The sequence below is a fragment of the Paraburkholderia sp. BL17N1 genome, from assembly GCF_003634175.1.
Lineage (GTDB): Bacteria > Pseudomonadota > Gammaproteobacteria > Burkholderiales > Burkholderiaceae > Paraburkholderia.
Genome location: NZ_RBIW01000002.1, coordinates 1,129,082 through 1,144,828, shown reverse-complemented (window position 1 = coordinate 1,144,828; position 15,747 = coordinate 1,129,082). Strand labels below are relative to the sequence as shown.

At 60.6% G+C, this 15,747-nt stretch carries 16 protein-coding genes; 8 read left to right on the top strand and 8 right to left on the bottom strand.

From position 1 onward, the window contains the following. Positions 1–40: 40 nt before the first annotated feature. The 3 genes from B0G82_RS25030 to B0G82_RS25020 all read left to right on the top strand — a co-directional run bounded on the left by B0G82_RS25030 (position 41) and on the right by B0G82_RS25020 (position 2,485). Positions 41–925, top strand: coding sequence for an amidohydrolase family protein (locus B0G82_RS25030; protein WP_121309397.1), 885 nt, complete (start codon positions 41–43; stop codon positions 923–925). Between the two features lie 146 nt (positions 926–1,071). Further along, positions 1,072–2,118, top strand: a complete 1,047-nt coding sequence (locus B0G82_RS25025; RefSeq protein ID WP_116146309.1) for a phytoene/squalene synthase family protein — start codon at positions 1,072–1,074, stop codon at positions 2,116–2,118. A gap of 118 nt (positions 2,119–2,236) precedes the next feature. Further along, the gene (locus B0G82_RS25020; protein WP_012425929.1) at positions 2,237–2,485 is read left to right on the top strand and encodes a hypothetical protein; all 249 of its coding nucleotides are present in this window, start codon (positions 2,237–2,239) and stop codon (positions 2,483–2,485) included. 347 nt (positions 2,486–2,832) lie between these two features. Here B0G82_RS25020 and B0G82_RS25015 read toward each other — a convergent pair whose 3' ends face one another. The 8 genes from B0G82_RS25015 to B0G82_RS24980 all read right to left on the bottom strand — a co-directional run bounded on the left by B0G82_RS25015 (position 2,833) and on the right by B0G82_RS24980 (position 9,857). Next, a complete protein-coding gene (locus B0G82_RS25015) occupies positions 2,833–3,150 on the bottom strand; it encodes a DUF4148 domain-containing protein (RefSeq protein ID WP_116146308.1) in 318 nt (105 codons plus the stop codon). A 228-nt stretch (positions 3,151–3,378) separates the two neighbouring features. Continuing rightward, complete coding sequence (locus B0G82_RS25010) at positions 3,379–4,071, bottom strand: hypothetical protein (RefSeq protein WP_116146306.1); 693 nt, start codon at positions 4,069–4,071, stop codon at positions 3,379–3,381. Next, complete coding sequence (locus tag B0G82_RS25005; RefSeq protein WP_106278723.1) at positions 4,071–4,553, bottom strand: glycosyl hydrolase 108 family protein; 483 nt, start codon at positions 4,551–4,553, stop codon at positions 4,071–4,073. Before B0G82_RS25005 ends, B0G82_RS25010 begins: the two co-directional genes overlap by 1 nt. Positions 4,554–4,635: 82 nt before the next feature. Further along, positions 4,636–6,069 carry a tetratricopeptide repeat protein gene (locus tag B0G82_RS25000; protein WP_121309396.1) on the bottom strand — a complete coding sequence of 478 codons (1,434 nt, stop codon included), beginning with the start codon at positions 6,067–6,069 and terminating at the stop codon, positions 4,636–4,638. Between the two features lie 333 nt (positions 6,070–6,402). Then, the gene (locus tag B0G82_RS24995) at positions 6,403–6,669 is read right to left on the bottom strand and encodes a hypothetical protein (RefSeq protein ID WP_116146303.1); all 267 of its coding nucleotides are present in this window, start codon (positions 6,667–6,669) and stop codon (positions 6,403–6,405) included. A 453-nt stretch (positions 6,670–7,122) separates the two neighbouring features. Continuing rightward, positions 7,123–7,986 carry an ABC transporter permease gene (locus B0G82_RS24990; protein ID WP_116122971.1) on the bottom strand — a complete coding sequence of 288 codons (864 nt, stop codon included), beginning with the start codon at positions 7,984–7,986 and terminating at the stop codon, positions 7,123–7,125. Positions 7,987–8,002: 16 nt separating this feature from the next. After that, the gene (locus tag B0G82_RS24985; protein ID WP_012425936.1) at positions 8,003–8,797 is read right to left on the bottom strand and encodes an ABC transporter ATP-binding protein; all 795 of its coding nucleotides are present in this window, start codon (positions 8,795–8,797) and stop codon (positions 8,003–8,005) included. A gap of 40 nt (positions 8,798–8,837) precedes the next feature. Then, positions 8,838–9,857, bottom strand: a complete 1,020-nt coding sequence (locus B0G82_RS24980) for an ABC transporter substrate-binding protein (RefSeq protein WP_121309395.1) — start codon at positions 9,855–9,857, stop codon at positions 8,838–8,840. Between the two features lie 248 nt (positions 9,858–10,105). Here B0G82_RS24980 and B0G82_RS24975 point away from each other — a divergent pair, with 248 nt between their 5' ends. The 5 genes from B0G82_RS24975 (at position 10,106) to B0G82_RS24955 (ending at position 15,533) form a co-directional block, all read left to right on the top strand. Further along, entirely contained in the window at positions 10,106–10,783 is a 678-nt protein-coding gene (locus B0G82_RS24975) for a response regulator (protein ID WP_011492737.1), read from the top strand. Then, entirely contained in the window at positions 10,773–12,167 is a 1,395-nt protein-coding gene (locus tag B0G82_RS24970) for a sensor histidine kinase (RefSeq protein ID WP_121309394.1), read from the top strand. Before B0G82_RS24975 ends, B0G82_RS24970 begins: the two co-directional genes overlap by 11 nt. A gap of 152 nt (positions 12,168–12,319) precedes the next feature. Then, entirely contained in the window at positions 12,320–13,360 is a 1,041-nt protein-coding gene (locus tag B0G82_RS24965; protein ID WP_121309393.1) for an ABC transporter substrate-binding protein, read from the top strand. A gap of 66 nt (positions 13,361–13,426) precedes the next feature. Then, positions 13,427–14,809, top strand: coding sequence for a sensor histidine kinase (locus B0G82_RS24960; RefSeq protein WP_121309392.1), 1,383 nt, complete (start codon positions 13,427–13,429; stop codon positions 14,807–14,809). A 25-nt stretch (positions 14,810–14,834) separates the two neighbouring features. Further along, positions 14,835–15,533, top strand: coding sequence for a response regulator transcription factor (locus tag B0G82_RS24955; protein WP_121309391.1), 699 nt, complete (start codon positions 14,835–14,837; stop codon positions 15,531–15,533). Positions 15,534–15,747: the final 214 nt, after the last annotated feature.

Sequence of the window (15,747 nt, the reverse complement as noted above, 5' to 3'; positions counted from 1 at the left end):
ACGTGATGTGCTCGCCGCGGAATCACACAGGGAAAGGTGGATGAATCTCGATCAACTCGTCGCAATCGACACGCACGTGCACGCGGAGGTTTCGTGCTGCCAGCCGCCGGATCTGTTCGGCAAGGAATTCGACGATGCCGCCGACAGGTACTTCGGCACCGTGCTGAAACTCGGGCGGCGGCCGACGATTCCCGAAACCATCGAACACTATCGGGAGCGCAAGATCGGCTTCGTGATGTTCACCGTGGACTGCGAAGCGAACCTCGGGCGGCGTCGAATACCGAATGAGGAGATCGCCGAATTCGCGCAGAAAAACAGCGACATCATGATCGCCTTTGCCAGCATCGATCCGCACAAGGGCAAGATGGGAGTGCGCGAAGCGCGCAAGCTGATCGAGGAACACGGCGTGCGTGGTTTCAAGTTTCATCCCACGATGCAGGCTTTTTTTGCCAACGACCGGCTGGCTTATCCGCTGTACGAACTGATTGCCGAACATCGGCTCACGGCGGTTTTTCACAGCGGCCATTCCGGCATGGGGTCGGGCATGCGAGGCGGCGGCGGGCTGCGTCTGAAGTATTCGGAGCCGATTTATCTCGACGACGTCGCGGCGGATTTCCCCGACATGAACATCGTGATCGCGCATCCGTCGTGGCCGTGGCAGGAGCAGGCGTTATCGATCGCCTTGCATAAGCCCAATGTCTATATCGACTTGTCCGGCTGGTCGCCGAAGTATTTCTCGCCCGAGTTGATCCGCCACGCCAATACGGTGCTGAAGCGCAAGATGCTTTTCGGTTCGGATTTTCCGCTGATTCAACCGGACCGCTGGCTGGAGGATTTCAAGCAGGTCGGGTTCAGGGAAGAGGTGCAGCCGTTGATTCTCAAACAGAACGCAATCGGCGTGCTGGGACTTCAGCAAGACGCCTGAGCGGCGAGGAAACAATAAGAGGGCTGATGGGGCAGGACAGGTCTACCGCGCACGGCAGAGGCGCTTCGCCGTATACAATTCGGCAGCGCCCGACTTTTGCCCGTTTTTTTGCCTGCTTCTTGCACAACTCCGACCTGATCCCATCCATGCCGAATCCGACCCGGGCCTTCCTTCTCGGCCCGCTCCTGAAAGGCGTTTCACGCTCCTTCTATCTCACCCTGCGCGTGCTGCCCGTCGGGATGCGCGATCCGATCGGACTCGCTTATCTGCTGGCGCGCGCGGCCGACACGATTGCGGACACCTCGCTGATCTCGCCGGAACAACGCCTCACCTTGCTGTTGTCGCTGCGTGCTCAGGTGAACGGCGCAACGGACGACGGCGCGCTATTCCAACGCATGGCCGCGGAAGTAGCGGGGCAGCAGGACCAGTCGGACGAGAAAGTGCTGCTCGAATCGCTCGGACCCGCGCTCGCTGTGTTGTCGCAACTGAGCGAATCGGATCGCAAGGCCGTGCGCGAGATCGTTTCGACGCTGACCGAAGGCATGGAGTTCGATCTTCGCACTTTCCCCGACGAACGTTCCGGTCAGATCGCGGCGCTGCGCGAATACGACGAACTCGACCGCTACACGTATCTGGTGGCGGGTTGTGTCGGCGAATTCTGGACCACGATGACCTACGCGCACATGCCCGGCACGCTGAAGGAGCGGCCCGAGACGATGGCACGGCGCGGCGTGCGCTTCGGCAAGGCGCTGCAGATGACCAATGTGCTGCGCGACTGCGGCAAGGATTTACGGATCGGCCGCTGTTATCTGCCGCAGACCTTGCTCAACCGATATGGTCTAAGCGCGCAGGATTTGCTGGTGCCGGCCAATTCGGTGCGTGCCCGGCCGTTGATGGTGGAGCTTTTGCGCAAGACACTCGATCATTTCCGCGAAGCCCTCGATTACACACTGGCGATTCCCGCATTTTCCGTGCGTTTGCGGCTCGCCTGTTTGTGGCCGATCCTGATCGGCCTTGAGACACTGCTTCTGCTCGCGGAGAACGATGCCTGGCTCGATCCGCGGAGAGTGTCCAAAGTGCGGCGGAACAAGGTGTATCAGATCATCGCGTCGTCACTGTTGCTGGTGCCTTCGAATGGACTGGTGCGCAACGCTATTGAACAGCGAATCAGGCAAATCGAAGCCCGGCTTTGAAGGTGACGAGACAAGCAGAGCTGATTTAATCTGCATCATGGAATAGCCATCAATCGGGAAACCCCTAGGACCGTGTATGCATGGTTCGCGTTAGTCTCTTCTAAAGAGGAGGCGAACCATGAGACAAGCGTTCAATATTGCCGTAGTGCTGCTGCTCGGCTATCTGATGGCGGATAGAGCGCTGATGCGCGCGCAAGCGGGCGAGATGGGGACAATAACGTGTCACCAGGGCGCGGAAATGGTCAAATCGAACGCGCTGAAAAAAGGCTTTGGAGACATCGGGGCCAGCAGCCAGGGCGAGAATTTTCTCTCGAGCTGTCTCGTCACCGGGCGCGGTCAAGTGGGCGATCTCATCGCACGGGACTGACGCGAGTCGCGTGCCCATTATCTGAAACCGGCCTTTGTCCGCCAATGCGGGCTTCGTTTCGATACTGACAAAGGCGCGGCGGAACGGCAGCGCCAATAAAAAGCGCCCGGACCGTAAAGGGTCCAGGCGAAGCCATCGGGAGGCCGATGACGGAGGTAACCAATAGACAACTGGCCCGCGATCGGAGATACCGGTCGCGGGCCAGTTTGTTTTTGAATCATCGCGCACCGGTTACTGGTGCGCCAGGCGGTTGATCGTCGCACAAGAAGGCTTCGTGCCTGTGCCGTTCAACTCGCCGGATAGCTGGTTACGGTCGGGTTACTGCCTGATTACCGCGCAGCTACTGCTTAGTGACCGAAATAAACCGACTGCGGACCATTTGCGGGAACCGGGCGGCCTGCTTGAGAAGCGCCGCTCACCGTACCACCGTAGCCACTTTCCGCTGCCTGTGCCGTGCCGTTTTCACGAGCGACGCGAGCTTGGGCGGCCTGAATGTCGGCCGGATAGTACGGATCGGCGGCGCCGGGTTGATAGCCTGCTTTTTCGAGTTGAACCAGTTCGGCGCGCACTTGGGCGCGGGTCACGGGCTGATTGGACTGCGCAAACGAAGCAACCGGAGCGGCCAGCACGGCAGCGATAACAACAGCTTGAATGAGTGATTTCATGATGAACTACCTCCAATTCGGTTTTTATCTTGCTACGAACGGTGTTGTTCGTATTCAGTGATTACATTGTAGTTTTGCGAACTGGAGAGAGTAATCATCGTTTCAGGTAATGTTTGTTGCTGGATTTGAGACAAAGCACGCGGATGCGGGAGGGGGATACGGGCGACGCAGCACGCATCGAGCCGTTGTCTCGTTGCGTGCCGCATCTGGTCCGTGAACGAATTGCCATCAACTGCCCGAGAAAATCGGGCCCTGTCCACCCGGCGTGAATTGCTGGAATGCCTCGCTGTGCGACGAAGCCGGCGCCGCTTGTGGCCGCGCCGTTGAAGCCGTGGCGGGTTCGCGCAGCGTGAGCGCGCTGTCCGGGGTGATGGGCACGCTGGGCTTCGCGAGCAGTTCGGTCTTTCGCATCGATCCCACCGACGTGCCGAAGTAGTAGCCGATGATGCTGATCCACGCCGTACCCAATGCGCCGACGATCACGTTGACGAGATCCTTGTTGGCGCCCGGCAGTGGCTGAAAGGCCATGAGCAGCAGAATGCCGAAGAAGCCGGCGGTGACCGCCATCGCAAGGACTTTGGGCACCCAGTCCTTATTGCTGATACCCATTGCACGCGCGTCAGCCCGGTCGGCGGCCTGGATGCGCGCCATGTCGCTTTCATGCGCGAGGCTCGCCTGGGCGGCCGTGACCATCAACTGTTGCAACTGCAACGAGTTCGCGCTCTCGGCTTGCCGGACCTTTTCGAGTGCGCCGGGATCGTTCAACGCGAGTTCCACCACGCCCGGGTCGCTCGGCGTGCCGAGCGCATGCGAAATGATCGCGGCGGCGGCGCTCACGCCTACGCCGATCGGACCACCCACGAGGCCGGCGAGAAGCGGCGCGCTACTGCCGATGTTCGACGCTACTTTAGACCAGTCCATCATGCTGCTCCCAGGAGAAGATTAGCGGCCATTCTTTCGGTCCATCCACGGCTGAAATTGGGCCATGCGTGCAGGTTGCGCAGGTAACGCAAGCGATAAGCGGCGAAGCGCATGACAAACTTCAAAGGGTCGGCGCTCTTGATTGCATCGAGTGTGTCGGGGCCGAACTTGCCGTCCTCTTTCGCACCGGAAGCTTTTTGCATCCACAGCACCACGAGGCCGCCGTTGTAGTTGGCGTCGAAGATCTGGAAGGCGACGCGCGGGTCCAGTTCGTCGAGGTGCAGCGGGTCCCAGTATTTCTGTTTGGCGATCTGTCTGGCGGTATCCAGCGGCAGGTCTTTCATGGCGCCGGCATAGCCCGCGCTTCGTGCCACGCGCGCCGTGACGCCCCACATCGTTTCACCGCCAGGGTCGTGAGGATTGAAGGAGTAACCGCCTTCACTGCCGATCAGAGCCTTGAACGCATCTTCGAAACTGTCCATCGAACATCTCCTCGTCAACTGGGTGTATTACTGCAACGGTTGGGTGCTGCGGGGCTAAACTTTCTGCATGGCCGGGTGTGCGTTACGCGGTTTGCAATGCAAGCGAGGCGGGTGGATTCGAAACGGGTCTGACTCCCCCGTCTGGTGTTGACGCATCTGGGCGGTTGCCTCCCTGCGCCGCTCTGGCAAGCCGCGCCAGATGAGTTTCCCGAGTTGACAAAGTGCCCGCGTCGAGTTGCAACGCTTGCGCGTATTTGCGCGAGGCGCCGGACAGATCGCCTTTGCGATCCAGTGCCCGGCCCCATTCCGCGTAAGAGGGCGCCAGGTCGGGGCGCAGTGCGACGGCGCGAGAGAGCTTTTCGATTGCTTCGTCGTAGCGGCCGGCAGTGACGAGCGCTTCGCCCCAATCGTGCAGATTGTCGACAGAGTCCGGCTTCATTCTGTCGGCCTGCTTGAATGCATCGAGTGCTTCGGAATAGCGATTCGCATGCAACAGCACGTCGCCGAGAAGACGCAGATTTTCCGCCGTCTTCGACTTCTCGCTCGCGCCGGTTCGCAGGGCTTCGAGTGCCTCGTCGATGCGATGCTGCTGTTCGAGTGCAATGCCAAGGCTTGCGTGCAGCACCGCTGAATGCTGGTACACGGTCAGTGCCTCGCGGGTTTGCTGTTCGGCCTCTTTGGACAGCCCCTGATTGGCAAGCAGCCACGCTTTGCCGGCGAGCGCCCATTCGCCTTGCTCGGAGGCTGGCAGTGCGAGCACTTCGTTGTAGATCGTGACGATCTCGCCGTAGTCGCATTGCGCGAGCGAACACTTGGTTCTCTGCACTTGCGAATAGAGATGACTGGCGAGAATATTCGGCTCCGCCAGGCGCATGGCTTTGACCGCAATGTCGTGCACGAACTTCTCCAGATCGCGACCTTCGAATGACACCGTGCTTTCGCGGGAATCAAACGGACCGCCTTCGATCTGCACATGCGCCACGTAGGAATCCGCGCTGTCGTTGACCTTCGTGATGCCGACATGAACGACAACGTCTGTGCGTTTGATGACGCCTTTAATGAAGCGCACGGTGGTCGCATACGACATCTCCTGACCGGGGATCTGGATGTCCGGTTGTGCGTCGTTGTCCGTCATGGTGTCGTGCGGAATCGACTCGGCGTCCTGTCCGATCGCCCGCATCGAAGACATGATGCGTTCCGCGAGGAAGTTCGATGTATAGCCGCGTTCCACCAGCGACTGCGGCGTCTCGACGGGTGGCACCAGCAATTGCCGAGTAAGTACGCCGCGTACGACGAGGCAGAAAAAACCGATGGTGAGCACCGCGAACACCCACGGTAAAACATACGGCCACAATTGTTTCGGACCTCGCCCGATGAAGCCGGCGGTCCGCAAGCCGAACGGCACCAATCCCGCTGAGAAGTTGCGGCTTGCCGGATGACGCTTTGAACGGCCGTCCGTGGAAAAAGGCCGGCTTCGCCAATTCACTGGCCGACGTTGGCTCTGCACACTCGACATGACGCACCTCGATTCAACCGATGTTGGTAAGTGCACGACTGGGTGGTGGTTATTACGCATCGACCGTGCCATTGCGCACAGTGCCTTATGCAACGGGCGTGTAGGCAATCGCGACAGGTGTGGGCGCGGGAATGTGTTGCGTGGCGGCCAACGAATGACGAGCGTGAGTTTGCCGGCGGGAGACAGGCTGCGGGAGAGGGGCGGGAAAATGAGGTGTTTCGATCAGACGCCGTATTTGTCCTGTCGGGCGACAGGACAAATACGCGTCATGCATGCAGCGGAGCCGGCGGCAAATTATTCAACCAGGCGGCCGGCCCCATGCCACAGCACAGTTTAGTTGCCTCCCTTGAACAGATCTTGCAAGCGCGCTGCTTCGCCGCTTTTTTGCGCTTGAATGAGCTGCTGGTAGACGTCCGCACGCGTGAGTCCCTGTGCTTTTGCCGGCCCGCCGGACATCGAAGTGGTGGAGGGCTGCCCGCCCATTGCGTCGGCCGCTGTCGGTTGAGCTTGCGCGGTACTCTCCGTGCTGGCGTCCTGAGCGTACGCTTGCCATGCGAACCCGCAAAGCAGTCCGCCTGCGATGATCAGAGCCTTCTTCATGTCCCTCTCCTTCAAACCCTTGGCGCCGCCCTTGCGGCACCTCATTGCGGAAGTTCCGCCAGGCTTGAACGCGACACTTGCCGGACAATCTGGCGAGACACAGGGCGGAGACGATCACCGGCTTCCTTGTCGAATTCTGCGCAGCGCACCAGAGATGTGCGTTATCGAAAAGCTTCGTATTGCAAGGAAAGGTGCACGCTGGGGATTTGTCGTTCGGCGACGGTTCAGAGAGTCGGACTTGCCTCCACCATGTGAAGGAGACGGATGGGTTGCATTCAATTTCAAGTATTAATCAGCCATCCTGAATGCGCGGATGGCGCTTTGCTTGAAAAAATCCAGCCAGGTTAATTGGGCCTTACTTTAATCTTTCATTCGCACAAAAAAAACGCCGTTCAGCCTGTGACTGAACGGCGTTTTTTAAACGTGAGCTTCTACTCGGCTAATGCCGCTCGCTCAAACCGCGGCCGGCCGCCACTTCAACAGCCGCTGTTCGACCGCAGTCAACAGATAGTCCGCTGCCAGTGCGACCACGGCCAACACAATCATCGCGGCGAACACCCCGCTTGCGTTGAACGCGCCTTGCGCAGTCGAGATCAAGAGTCCGATACCTTGCTTCGAGCCGAGGAATTCGCCGACCACCGCACCGACCAGTGCGAACCCGAAGCTCACGTGCAAGCTCGCGAGAATCCAGCTCAATGCCGACGGGATCACCACCGAGGTCGTCACCTGACGGCGCGACGCGCCGAGAATCTGCGCATTCGCGATCATGTAGCGATCCGCTTCACGCACGCCCTGGAAAGCGTTGGCGAACACGACGAAGAACACCATCACCACCGCCAGCGCCACCTTCGACGCCATGCCCAGTCCCAGTGCAATCACGAACACCGACCCGAGCACCACGCGCGGAATGGAGTTGGCGATCTTGATGTAAAGACTGAAAACGTCGGAGAGCAGCTTGTTGCGGCCCAGCACGATGCCGCAGAACACACCGGCCACCGAACCGATAATGAAGCCGAGCCCGGTTTCTTCGAGAGTGACCCACACTTGCGTCAGCAGCGGACCTTGCGAAGTGCCGTTCACGAACCAGTCGACGATCTGTTCGAAAATGGCGCTCGGCATCGAGAAGAAGAACGGATCGATCCACTTCAGGCGCGCGGACAGTTCCCAGCCGCCGAGCACGACGACCAGCACGACGATACGCAGCGTGATTACCAGCGCCTGACGTTGCCGGATGCGTTTTTGCGCCACACGTTCGACATGAGCGAGCGAGGCGGCGTCGATGCCCGAAGGCATCATCTGTTGAGGGGTAGTAGACATGTTTGCCGTTCCTTGATTAACCGATCTGCACTTCTTCGCGCAAGTCATGCCAGATGTCGCGCGAGATTTCGATAAAACGCGGCTCGTAGCGAATTTCCGAGGTGACCCGCGGACGCGGCAGATCGATTTCATACACCTTCTTCAACGTCGCCGGGCGCGCGGTCAGCACGAATACGCGGTCGGCGAGTGCAATCGCTTCTTCCAGATCGTGTGTGACGAACACCACTGAGCCGGCGCCGCCCCACAGTTGCAGCAGTTCGTCCTGCATCAGCGTGCGGGTCTGCATGTCGAGCGCGGAGAACGGCTCGTCCATCAGCAGGATTTCCGGCTTGTTGATAAAGGTCTGCGCGAGCGCCACGCGCTTTCTCATACCACCGGACAGTTGATGCGGATAGTGTTTGCCGAACTTGTCGAGGCCCACCCGACGCAGCCATTCGTTGGCTTCGTCGTACGCGGCGGATTTCGAACGGCCGCGATACAGCGGACCCGCGGCGACGTTGTCGAGCACCGAACGCCACGGGAATACGGCGTCGGCCTGAAAGACGAAACCGATACGCGGATCGATGCCGTCCACCGGCGCGCCCATCACGCGAACTTCGCCCGTGGTGGGCTTCAGCAGGCCGGTAATCATGCTGAGCGTGGTGGACTTGCCGCAACCCGTGGGTCCGACCACGGCGACGAATTCGCCGCGCGCCACCGACATGCTGAAGTCGCGCAACGCGATCGTCGCCTTGCCATCAGGGGAAATGAAACGGCACGACACATTGCGCATCTCGATGGCTGGCGTGTCGCGTGACAAAGGTTGGTTCATCGGCTGGTGCCTCGTTGTTCGCGTGATGTTGAAAAAGGCGCTATTTCGCCGCCGTCTTGACCGGTGCCGACACGTAGTCGTTGGTGTAAGTCTTGGCGAGGTCGATATGCTTACCCTTCACTGAAGGATTGAACGCCGACAGCACTTTCAGCACGGTATCCGGACCGTCGGCGGGCATCTTGCCGTCTTTCGTGAACATTGGCAGCGACGCCTTCAGCGCGCCGACATACAGGTCTTTGTTGTTGCCGTAGTAGTCTTTCGGCATCTTCGCGGCGATCTCTTCGGCGCTATGCGTCGCGATGAAGTTCAGCGTCTTTGCGAAAGCGTGCGAGAGCTTCGCGGCGTCGTCCTTGTGCGATTCAGCCCACGCGCGCTGAACGTAGAAGCTCGAAGCCGGATAGGTGCCGCCGAGCGCGGCACGCGTGCCTTCCAGCGTGCGCATGTCGACCAGCACCTTGGCGTCGCCGGTCTTCAGCAACTGCGAGACGGTCGGCTCGGTCGTCATGCCCGCGTCGATACGGCTCTGCTTGATTGCCGCGATAAAGCTGTTGTCCGCGCCAACAGGCAGCAGCGTGTATTGCGTGGACGGCACGCCCGCACGTTGTGCGAGGTATTGCGTGAGGAAGCTGGTCGACGAACCGAGCCCCGTCACGCCGAGCGTTTTGCCCTTCGCGTCGGCCATGCTCTTGAAACTGTCCGCAGCCTTGGTGGACACCATTTCCACTTCGCCCGGCACCTGGCCGAAGATCACCAGCGCCTGGACTTCCTTGCCCTTGCTTTGCAGGTCGATGGTGTGGTCGTAGAAGCCCACCACGCCTTGCACCGCGCCCGCGAGCAGTTCGTTTTCCGCATCGACGCCGGCCGGCTGAGAGAGGATTTCGACGTCGAGGCCTTCGTCCTTGAAGTAGCCGAGTTGCTCCGTCAGCTTGGCGGGCAGATAGATGATCTTGGTGGCGCCACCGACCATGATCGTGAGCTTTTCCGCGCGAGCGGCGGCCGAAGCGGCGGCAAGGGTGAACGCAACACCTGATACAGCGGCAATCTGGCGCAAGGTACGCATGAAGCAGTCTCCTTAGGTTGGTCGCCGCTGGGTGCTGCATGCGGCGCTTTCTGGGTGAATGACGGCGATTATAGAAATTGGAAACCTTCTGGCAGCTTTCGGAGGTGTGGCCAAATCATGGGTGTTAACCCGCAACGTTCCGCCGACCCTGCCTAAAACGTCGCGACGGTTCCCGCACAACACACAGCACGCGCGCAAACCCCTTTTTTTACGGCACAATCGACGGCCTGACTTTTGCCGTTCCCGCCATGAAGCTGCTGCTCATCGAAGACAACCCCACGCTGGCGCACTGGCTCGCGAAGATGCTGGAGCAGGAGGCGTTCGCGCTCGACGCCGTGCAGGACGGCGACGCCGCCGACCAGCTTCTGCGCACCAATCACTACGACGTGATCCTGCTCGACCTGAATCTGCCCAAGCTGTCGGGCAAGAACGTGCTGCGGCGTCTGCGTCAGCGCGGCGACGCGACGCCGGTGCTGATTCTGACGGCGAGCGGTTCGATCGACGAAAAGGTGGAACTGCTCGGCGCCGGCGCGGACGATTACCTCGTCAAGCCGTTCGAAGTGCGCGAGTTGATCGCGCGGATCAAGGTGGCGATCCGCAGGCAGTCACCTTCCAAGGCGAGCGAAGTGGTGTGCGGCGATCTCGCGTTCGACATCGACACGCGGCAGTTCACGCTGAAGGGCGCGCCGCTGAACGTCACGCCACGCGAGCGTTCGGTACTCGAAACGTTGATCCTGCGTCTGGGCAAAACCGTCACGAAGCCGGCGCTGGTCGACGCTATCTTCACGCTCGCCGACGAGCCGAGTGAAGATGCCGTCGAAATTTACATCTCGCGTCTGCGCAAGAAACTCGACGGCAGTTCGGCGGCGATCGTCACGTTGCGCGGGCTCGGTTATTTGCTGCGCAAGAAAGAAGATGACCAATAGTCTGCGCATGCGTCTGCTGTGGTGGCTGCTGGTGCCACTCGCGTTGTACGTGTTCGTGACCGGCAAGGCTGAATACGACAATGCGCGGCGCACGGCGGATCTGGTGCAGGACAATCAGTTGATTTCGTCGGCGCGCATGATCGCGGGCGAAGTGGAATGGGTGGACGGCTTTCTGCGTGTGGATGTGCCGCCCGCCGCACTCGAAGTATTCGTCTCTCCCTACCGCGACCAGGTGTTCTACAGCGTGCAGGTCGACGACGGACGCCTGCTCGCCGGAATCCCCGATTTCCCCGCGCGTCCGGCGCAGGCAGCCGATACGCCGGATCACTACGACACCCATCTGCAAGGCCACAATGTGCGCGCGGCCGGGCTCGTGCGTCTCATGTACGACAACGGCGCGACGCGCCGCGTGCGCGTGACGGTCGGCAAAACCGTGCGCTCGCGTGACGCCATGGCTCAGCAATTGTGGCAACCGCAACTCGTGCGGCAAATCGAAATGATCGTGCTGGCGGTCGCGCTGGTTTGCATTGGTCTCACTTTCGAGTTACGGCCTCTGATGAAAGTGAAAGAGGAGGTGGCGGATCGCGACCCGATGCAGCTGGAGCCGATTCGCGTCGAGCGTCTGCACACCGAGTTGCGGCCGATCGTGGAAGCGATCAATCAATGCATCGCGCGGCTCGGCGTGCAGGTGGCCGCGCAACGCCGCTTTATCGCCGACGCCGCACATCAGTTGCGTACGCCGCTAACGTTGCTCGGCACGCAATTGCAGTTCGCGCGGCACCAGGACGACTTGAACCCCGCGCTCGACGAAGCACTGGCCGCCATGCATCGCAGTAATCGTTCGATGGTAGGCCTCACGAACAAGCTGCTTCTGCTCGCGCAGGCCGAGGCCGCCGACAACACGCAGCTCGCGGTGGAAACGGTGGACCTGGTGCCGCTCGCATTGGAAGTCGTGGAGGACCTCGCGTTGCTCGCGCAGGCCAGAGACATCGATCTAGGCGCAGAGCTGAACGGTGCCGCGCCGGTGGTGGGGCACCGCGGGCTACTGCAGGCGTTGATTGCCAATCTCGCGGAGAACGCGATCCGTTATACGGGCAGCGGCGGCCATGTCACCGTGGGCGTGAGCGCCGACGCCGATACGGTCACTGTAAGCGTGCTGGACGACGGTCCCGGTATTCCGGCCGAGTCGCGCAGCCGCGTGTTTGAGCCGTTCTTCCGGGCGTCGGCGGATACGGAGGGCACCGGCCTGGGACTCGCTATCGTGCGTGAAATCGCGGACGCCCATCACGGCGAGATCGCGCTCAAGCCGGGCGAGGCTGGCAAAGGCGTGCACATCAGCGTGACGTTTCCGCGAGCCGCGGCAGAGCGTTTTAAAGCAGGTTAGAGCCGTTACTCCAGCACGACTCAGGACAAACCCGCAGTTAGGGCGGCAAAGCCATTGGCGAAAGCTTTGAGAAGGCTTCGCGTGCCTAGAATTTTTGCAGGCGGTCCCCCTGGCGCCCACCGCGGATGCGGAAAACAACGGAGACATCCACCATGCCTCATGCTGTGACGCGCGTTGCGCACGCCGTCCACGCCGCCGTCGCGGCGTCGCTCACGATCTTGCTGCTCGCCCAGCCGGCGGCGCACGCGCACGCGGACTCACCCGAAAAAACCGTCATCATGGTGGGCGGCATTACCAAGCTCATCTATCTACCCGCACGCCTCACCGAACAGCTAGGCTACTTTCAGGCAGAGGGGCTCGACGTCGAACTGCAATCGCAGCCGGCGGGCGTCGATGCGGAAAACGAATTGCTCGCGGGCGGTGTGCAGGCCGTGGTCGGTTTCTACGATCACGCGATCGATCTGCAAGCCAAGGGTAAGGAAGTCAAGGCGATCGTCGTGTTCGGCCAGGTTCCCGGCGAAGTGGAGATGGTCGCGACCAGGGCGGCCGGTTCGATCAAAAGCATGGCCGACGTGAAGGGTAAAACGCTCGGCGTGACGGGGCTCGGCTCGTCGACCAACTTTCTCACGCAGTACCTGGCCAGCCTCAAAGGTGTGCCGCGTTCACAATACACGGTGCTGCCAGTGGGCGCGGACAACAGCTTTATCGCCGCGATCCGGCAAGGGCGGATCGACGCCGGCATGACCACCGAGCCGACCGTTTCGCAGTTGCTCAAATCTGGTGACGCCAAGGTACTGGTGGACATGCGCAATGTCGAAGGCACGCGCGCCGCGCTCGGCGGAACGTATCCGGCATCGAGCCTGTATGTGCAGAGCGAGTGGCTCGACAGGCATCCGCAAGAGGCCGCCAAACTCGCACGCGCGTTCGTGAAGACGTTGCGATATCTGAATACACATAGCGCAGACGAGATCGCGGCGCAAATGCCGAAAGACTACATCGGCAATGACAAGGCGCTCTACGTGGGCGCGTTGAAGGCCACGCTGCCCATGTACACCGCCGACGGCAAGATGCCCGCCGACGGGCCGGAAACGGTGCTCAAGGTGCTGGCGGGTTTCAACCCATCGGTGAAGGGTCGTCATATCGATCTGTCGAGGACGTTCACTAATCAGTTCGTCAATGAAGTAAAGCCGTAAGGCGGAAGCTGGGCGCGCCTCTCTCGACAAGGCGCGCCGGCATCCTTTAGAGAGGGGCGACGCATCGTGTTTTCAGGCAGCTTGCGCGGACGCTTGCTGTGGTGGCTACTGCTGCCACTGGCGGCGTTCGTTTCCATTTCCGGTGTGATCTCTTTCCGCAATGCGCAGACCACTGCGGATCTCGTGCAGGACAATGCGTTGCTCTCGTCCATGCGCATCATCGGCGAGGATATCGATTGGGACAACGGCAATGTCTCGATCCAGATTCCGCCGGCTGCGCTGGAGCTGTTCGAGTCACCGGAACAGGACAGCGTGTTCTATCGTATCGAGGCGAGCAGCCACCGCCTGGTAGCCGGTAGCCTGGAGTTGCCACTGCCGCCGCACACCGGTGACAACCCAACGCTCTATGTCACCCGTCTTGAAGATGGCCGCACCGTGCGCGCCGGTGCCTACGTCCGGCAACTTTACGACACGGGGCGTACGGAGGAAGTCATCGTCGCGGTTGCAAAAACCGAGGGCTCGCGAGACGCGATGGTATGGCGGCTGCTGCGCCCGCAGCTATTCGGCGAGGTGCTCACGCTCGTGCTCGCGATGGTGTTCGTGTACCTCGGATTGACTTTCGAGTTGCGTCCTCTGATGAAAGTGAAAGACGACGTCGCCGATCGTAATCCGTCGCAGCTACAGCCAATACGTGTTGCGCGCTTGCATGTCGAACTAAGACCGATTGTCGATGCAATCAACCAGTGCATCGCGCGCATGGGTCAGCAGGCCGCGACTCAGCGGCAATTCATTTCCGATGCCGCGCACCAGATGCGCACGCCGCTCACGCTGCTGGTGGCGCAAATCCAGTTCGCGCGCCAGCGTGAAAACCACGACGCGCCACTTGCCGAAGCGCTGGCGGGCATGCATAAGAGCAGCCGCAAGCTGACCACGTTAACAAACAAACTTCTGCTGCTCGCACAGGCCGAGTCCGCCGCGCCTGTGAGTGCGTGCGAACGCGTCGATCTCAGTGCGTTGATCGCCGGTGTTCTGGAGGAGTTGATTGCATTTGCGCAGTCTCGTGAAATCGATCTGGGCGCCGAACTGGAAGACGGAATGATCGTCACCGGCGACGAGGCATTGACCGCGGCGCTCGTCACCAATCTCGTCGACAACGCGCTGCGTTATACCCAGCCGGGCGGCCGCGTCACCGTGCAGACCGAGCGCCGTGACGACATGGCTATCGTGCGTGTGATCGACAACGGACCGGGTATCAAGGCCGAGGCGCGGGCGCGAGTGTTCGAACGCTTCTATCGCGCGTCGGGTCACGCAGACGGCACGGGCCTCGGCCTGCCGATCGTGCGGGAGATTGCCCATCGCCAGGGTGGTACCGTCACGCTCGAATCCGGAGCGGATGGTATTGGCCTTGTCGCCACGGTGGGAATGCAAATATGGACTGCCGCCACATGACGCGCGACTACATGAGGGAAGAACAATGAAACTGCTGCTTGTAGAAGACGATGCGGAACTTGCGCGCTGGGTGATGAACCTGATGCAGGTCGAGCAGTTTGTGATCGACTGGGCAGAGAACGGCGAACAGGCCGAGACGCTGCTTGGCCTGCAATGCTACGACGCTGTGTTGCTCGATTTGCGTTTGCCCGGCATTGGCGGCAAGGATGTGCTCGCGTGGCTGCGTCGCAAACGCGACAACGTGCCGGTGCTCATGCTGACCGCGAATGGCTCGACCGACGACAAGGTCGCCTGCTTTTCCGCCGGCGCCGACGACTATGTCGTCAAACCCTTCGACGCACGCGAACTGCTGGCGCGTATCAAGGCGTTGATCCGCCGTCAGGCGGCTGGCGACAAGGGCCAGTCGATCGAGTGCGGCGACTTGCGCTATCTGTTCGACTCGCGTGAATTCATGCTGCAAAGCGAGCCTTTGCCGTTGCGTCGGCGTGAACATGCCATTCTCGAGACGTTGATGCTGAAACAGGGCAAGACAGTCTCCAAAGCGACGCTAATGGACAAAGTCTTCACACTCGACGACGAACCGAGCGCCGATGCGATCGATATCTATATCCACCGTTTGCGCAAGCATCTCGCAGCGTCGAGCGCGAACATCATGACTTTACGCGGGCTTGGCTACATTCTGCGTGAAGAAGAACCGCGCGAAGCGTTTGCTGTTGCGTTGTAGCGGTTCAAGGGCGAATTGAATCGCGTAACTGTACATTGTGGATGCCTTGCGTTTAGTGTTTTCACCGACGCCGAGAGCTTTTTTATTGGGCTGCGGTGCTGGTCACGTTCGCGCTGGGCACGCCGGCTGGCGATCTCGCAACCGGTGCGCTGGGATGGGTTTTGTCATCGGCGTGACGAGCTAGATCGCGCCTCACTTCCCCGTCGTTGCGGGA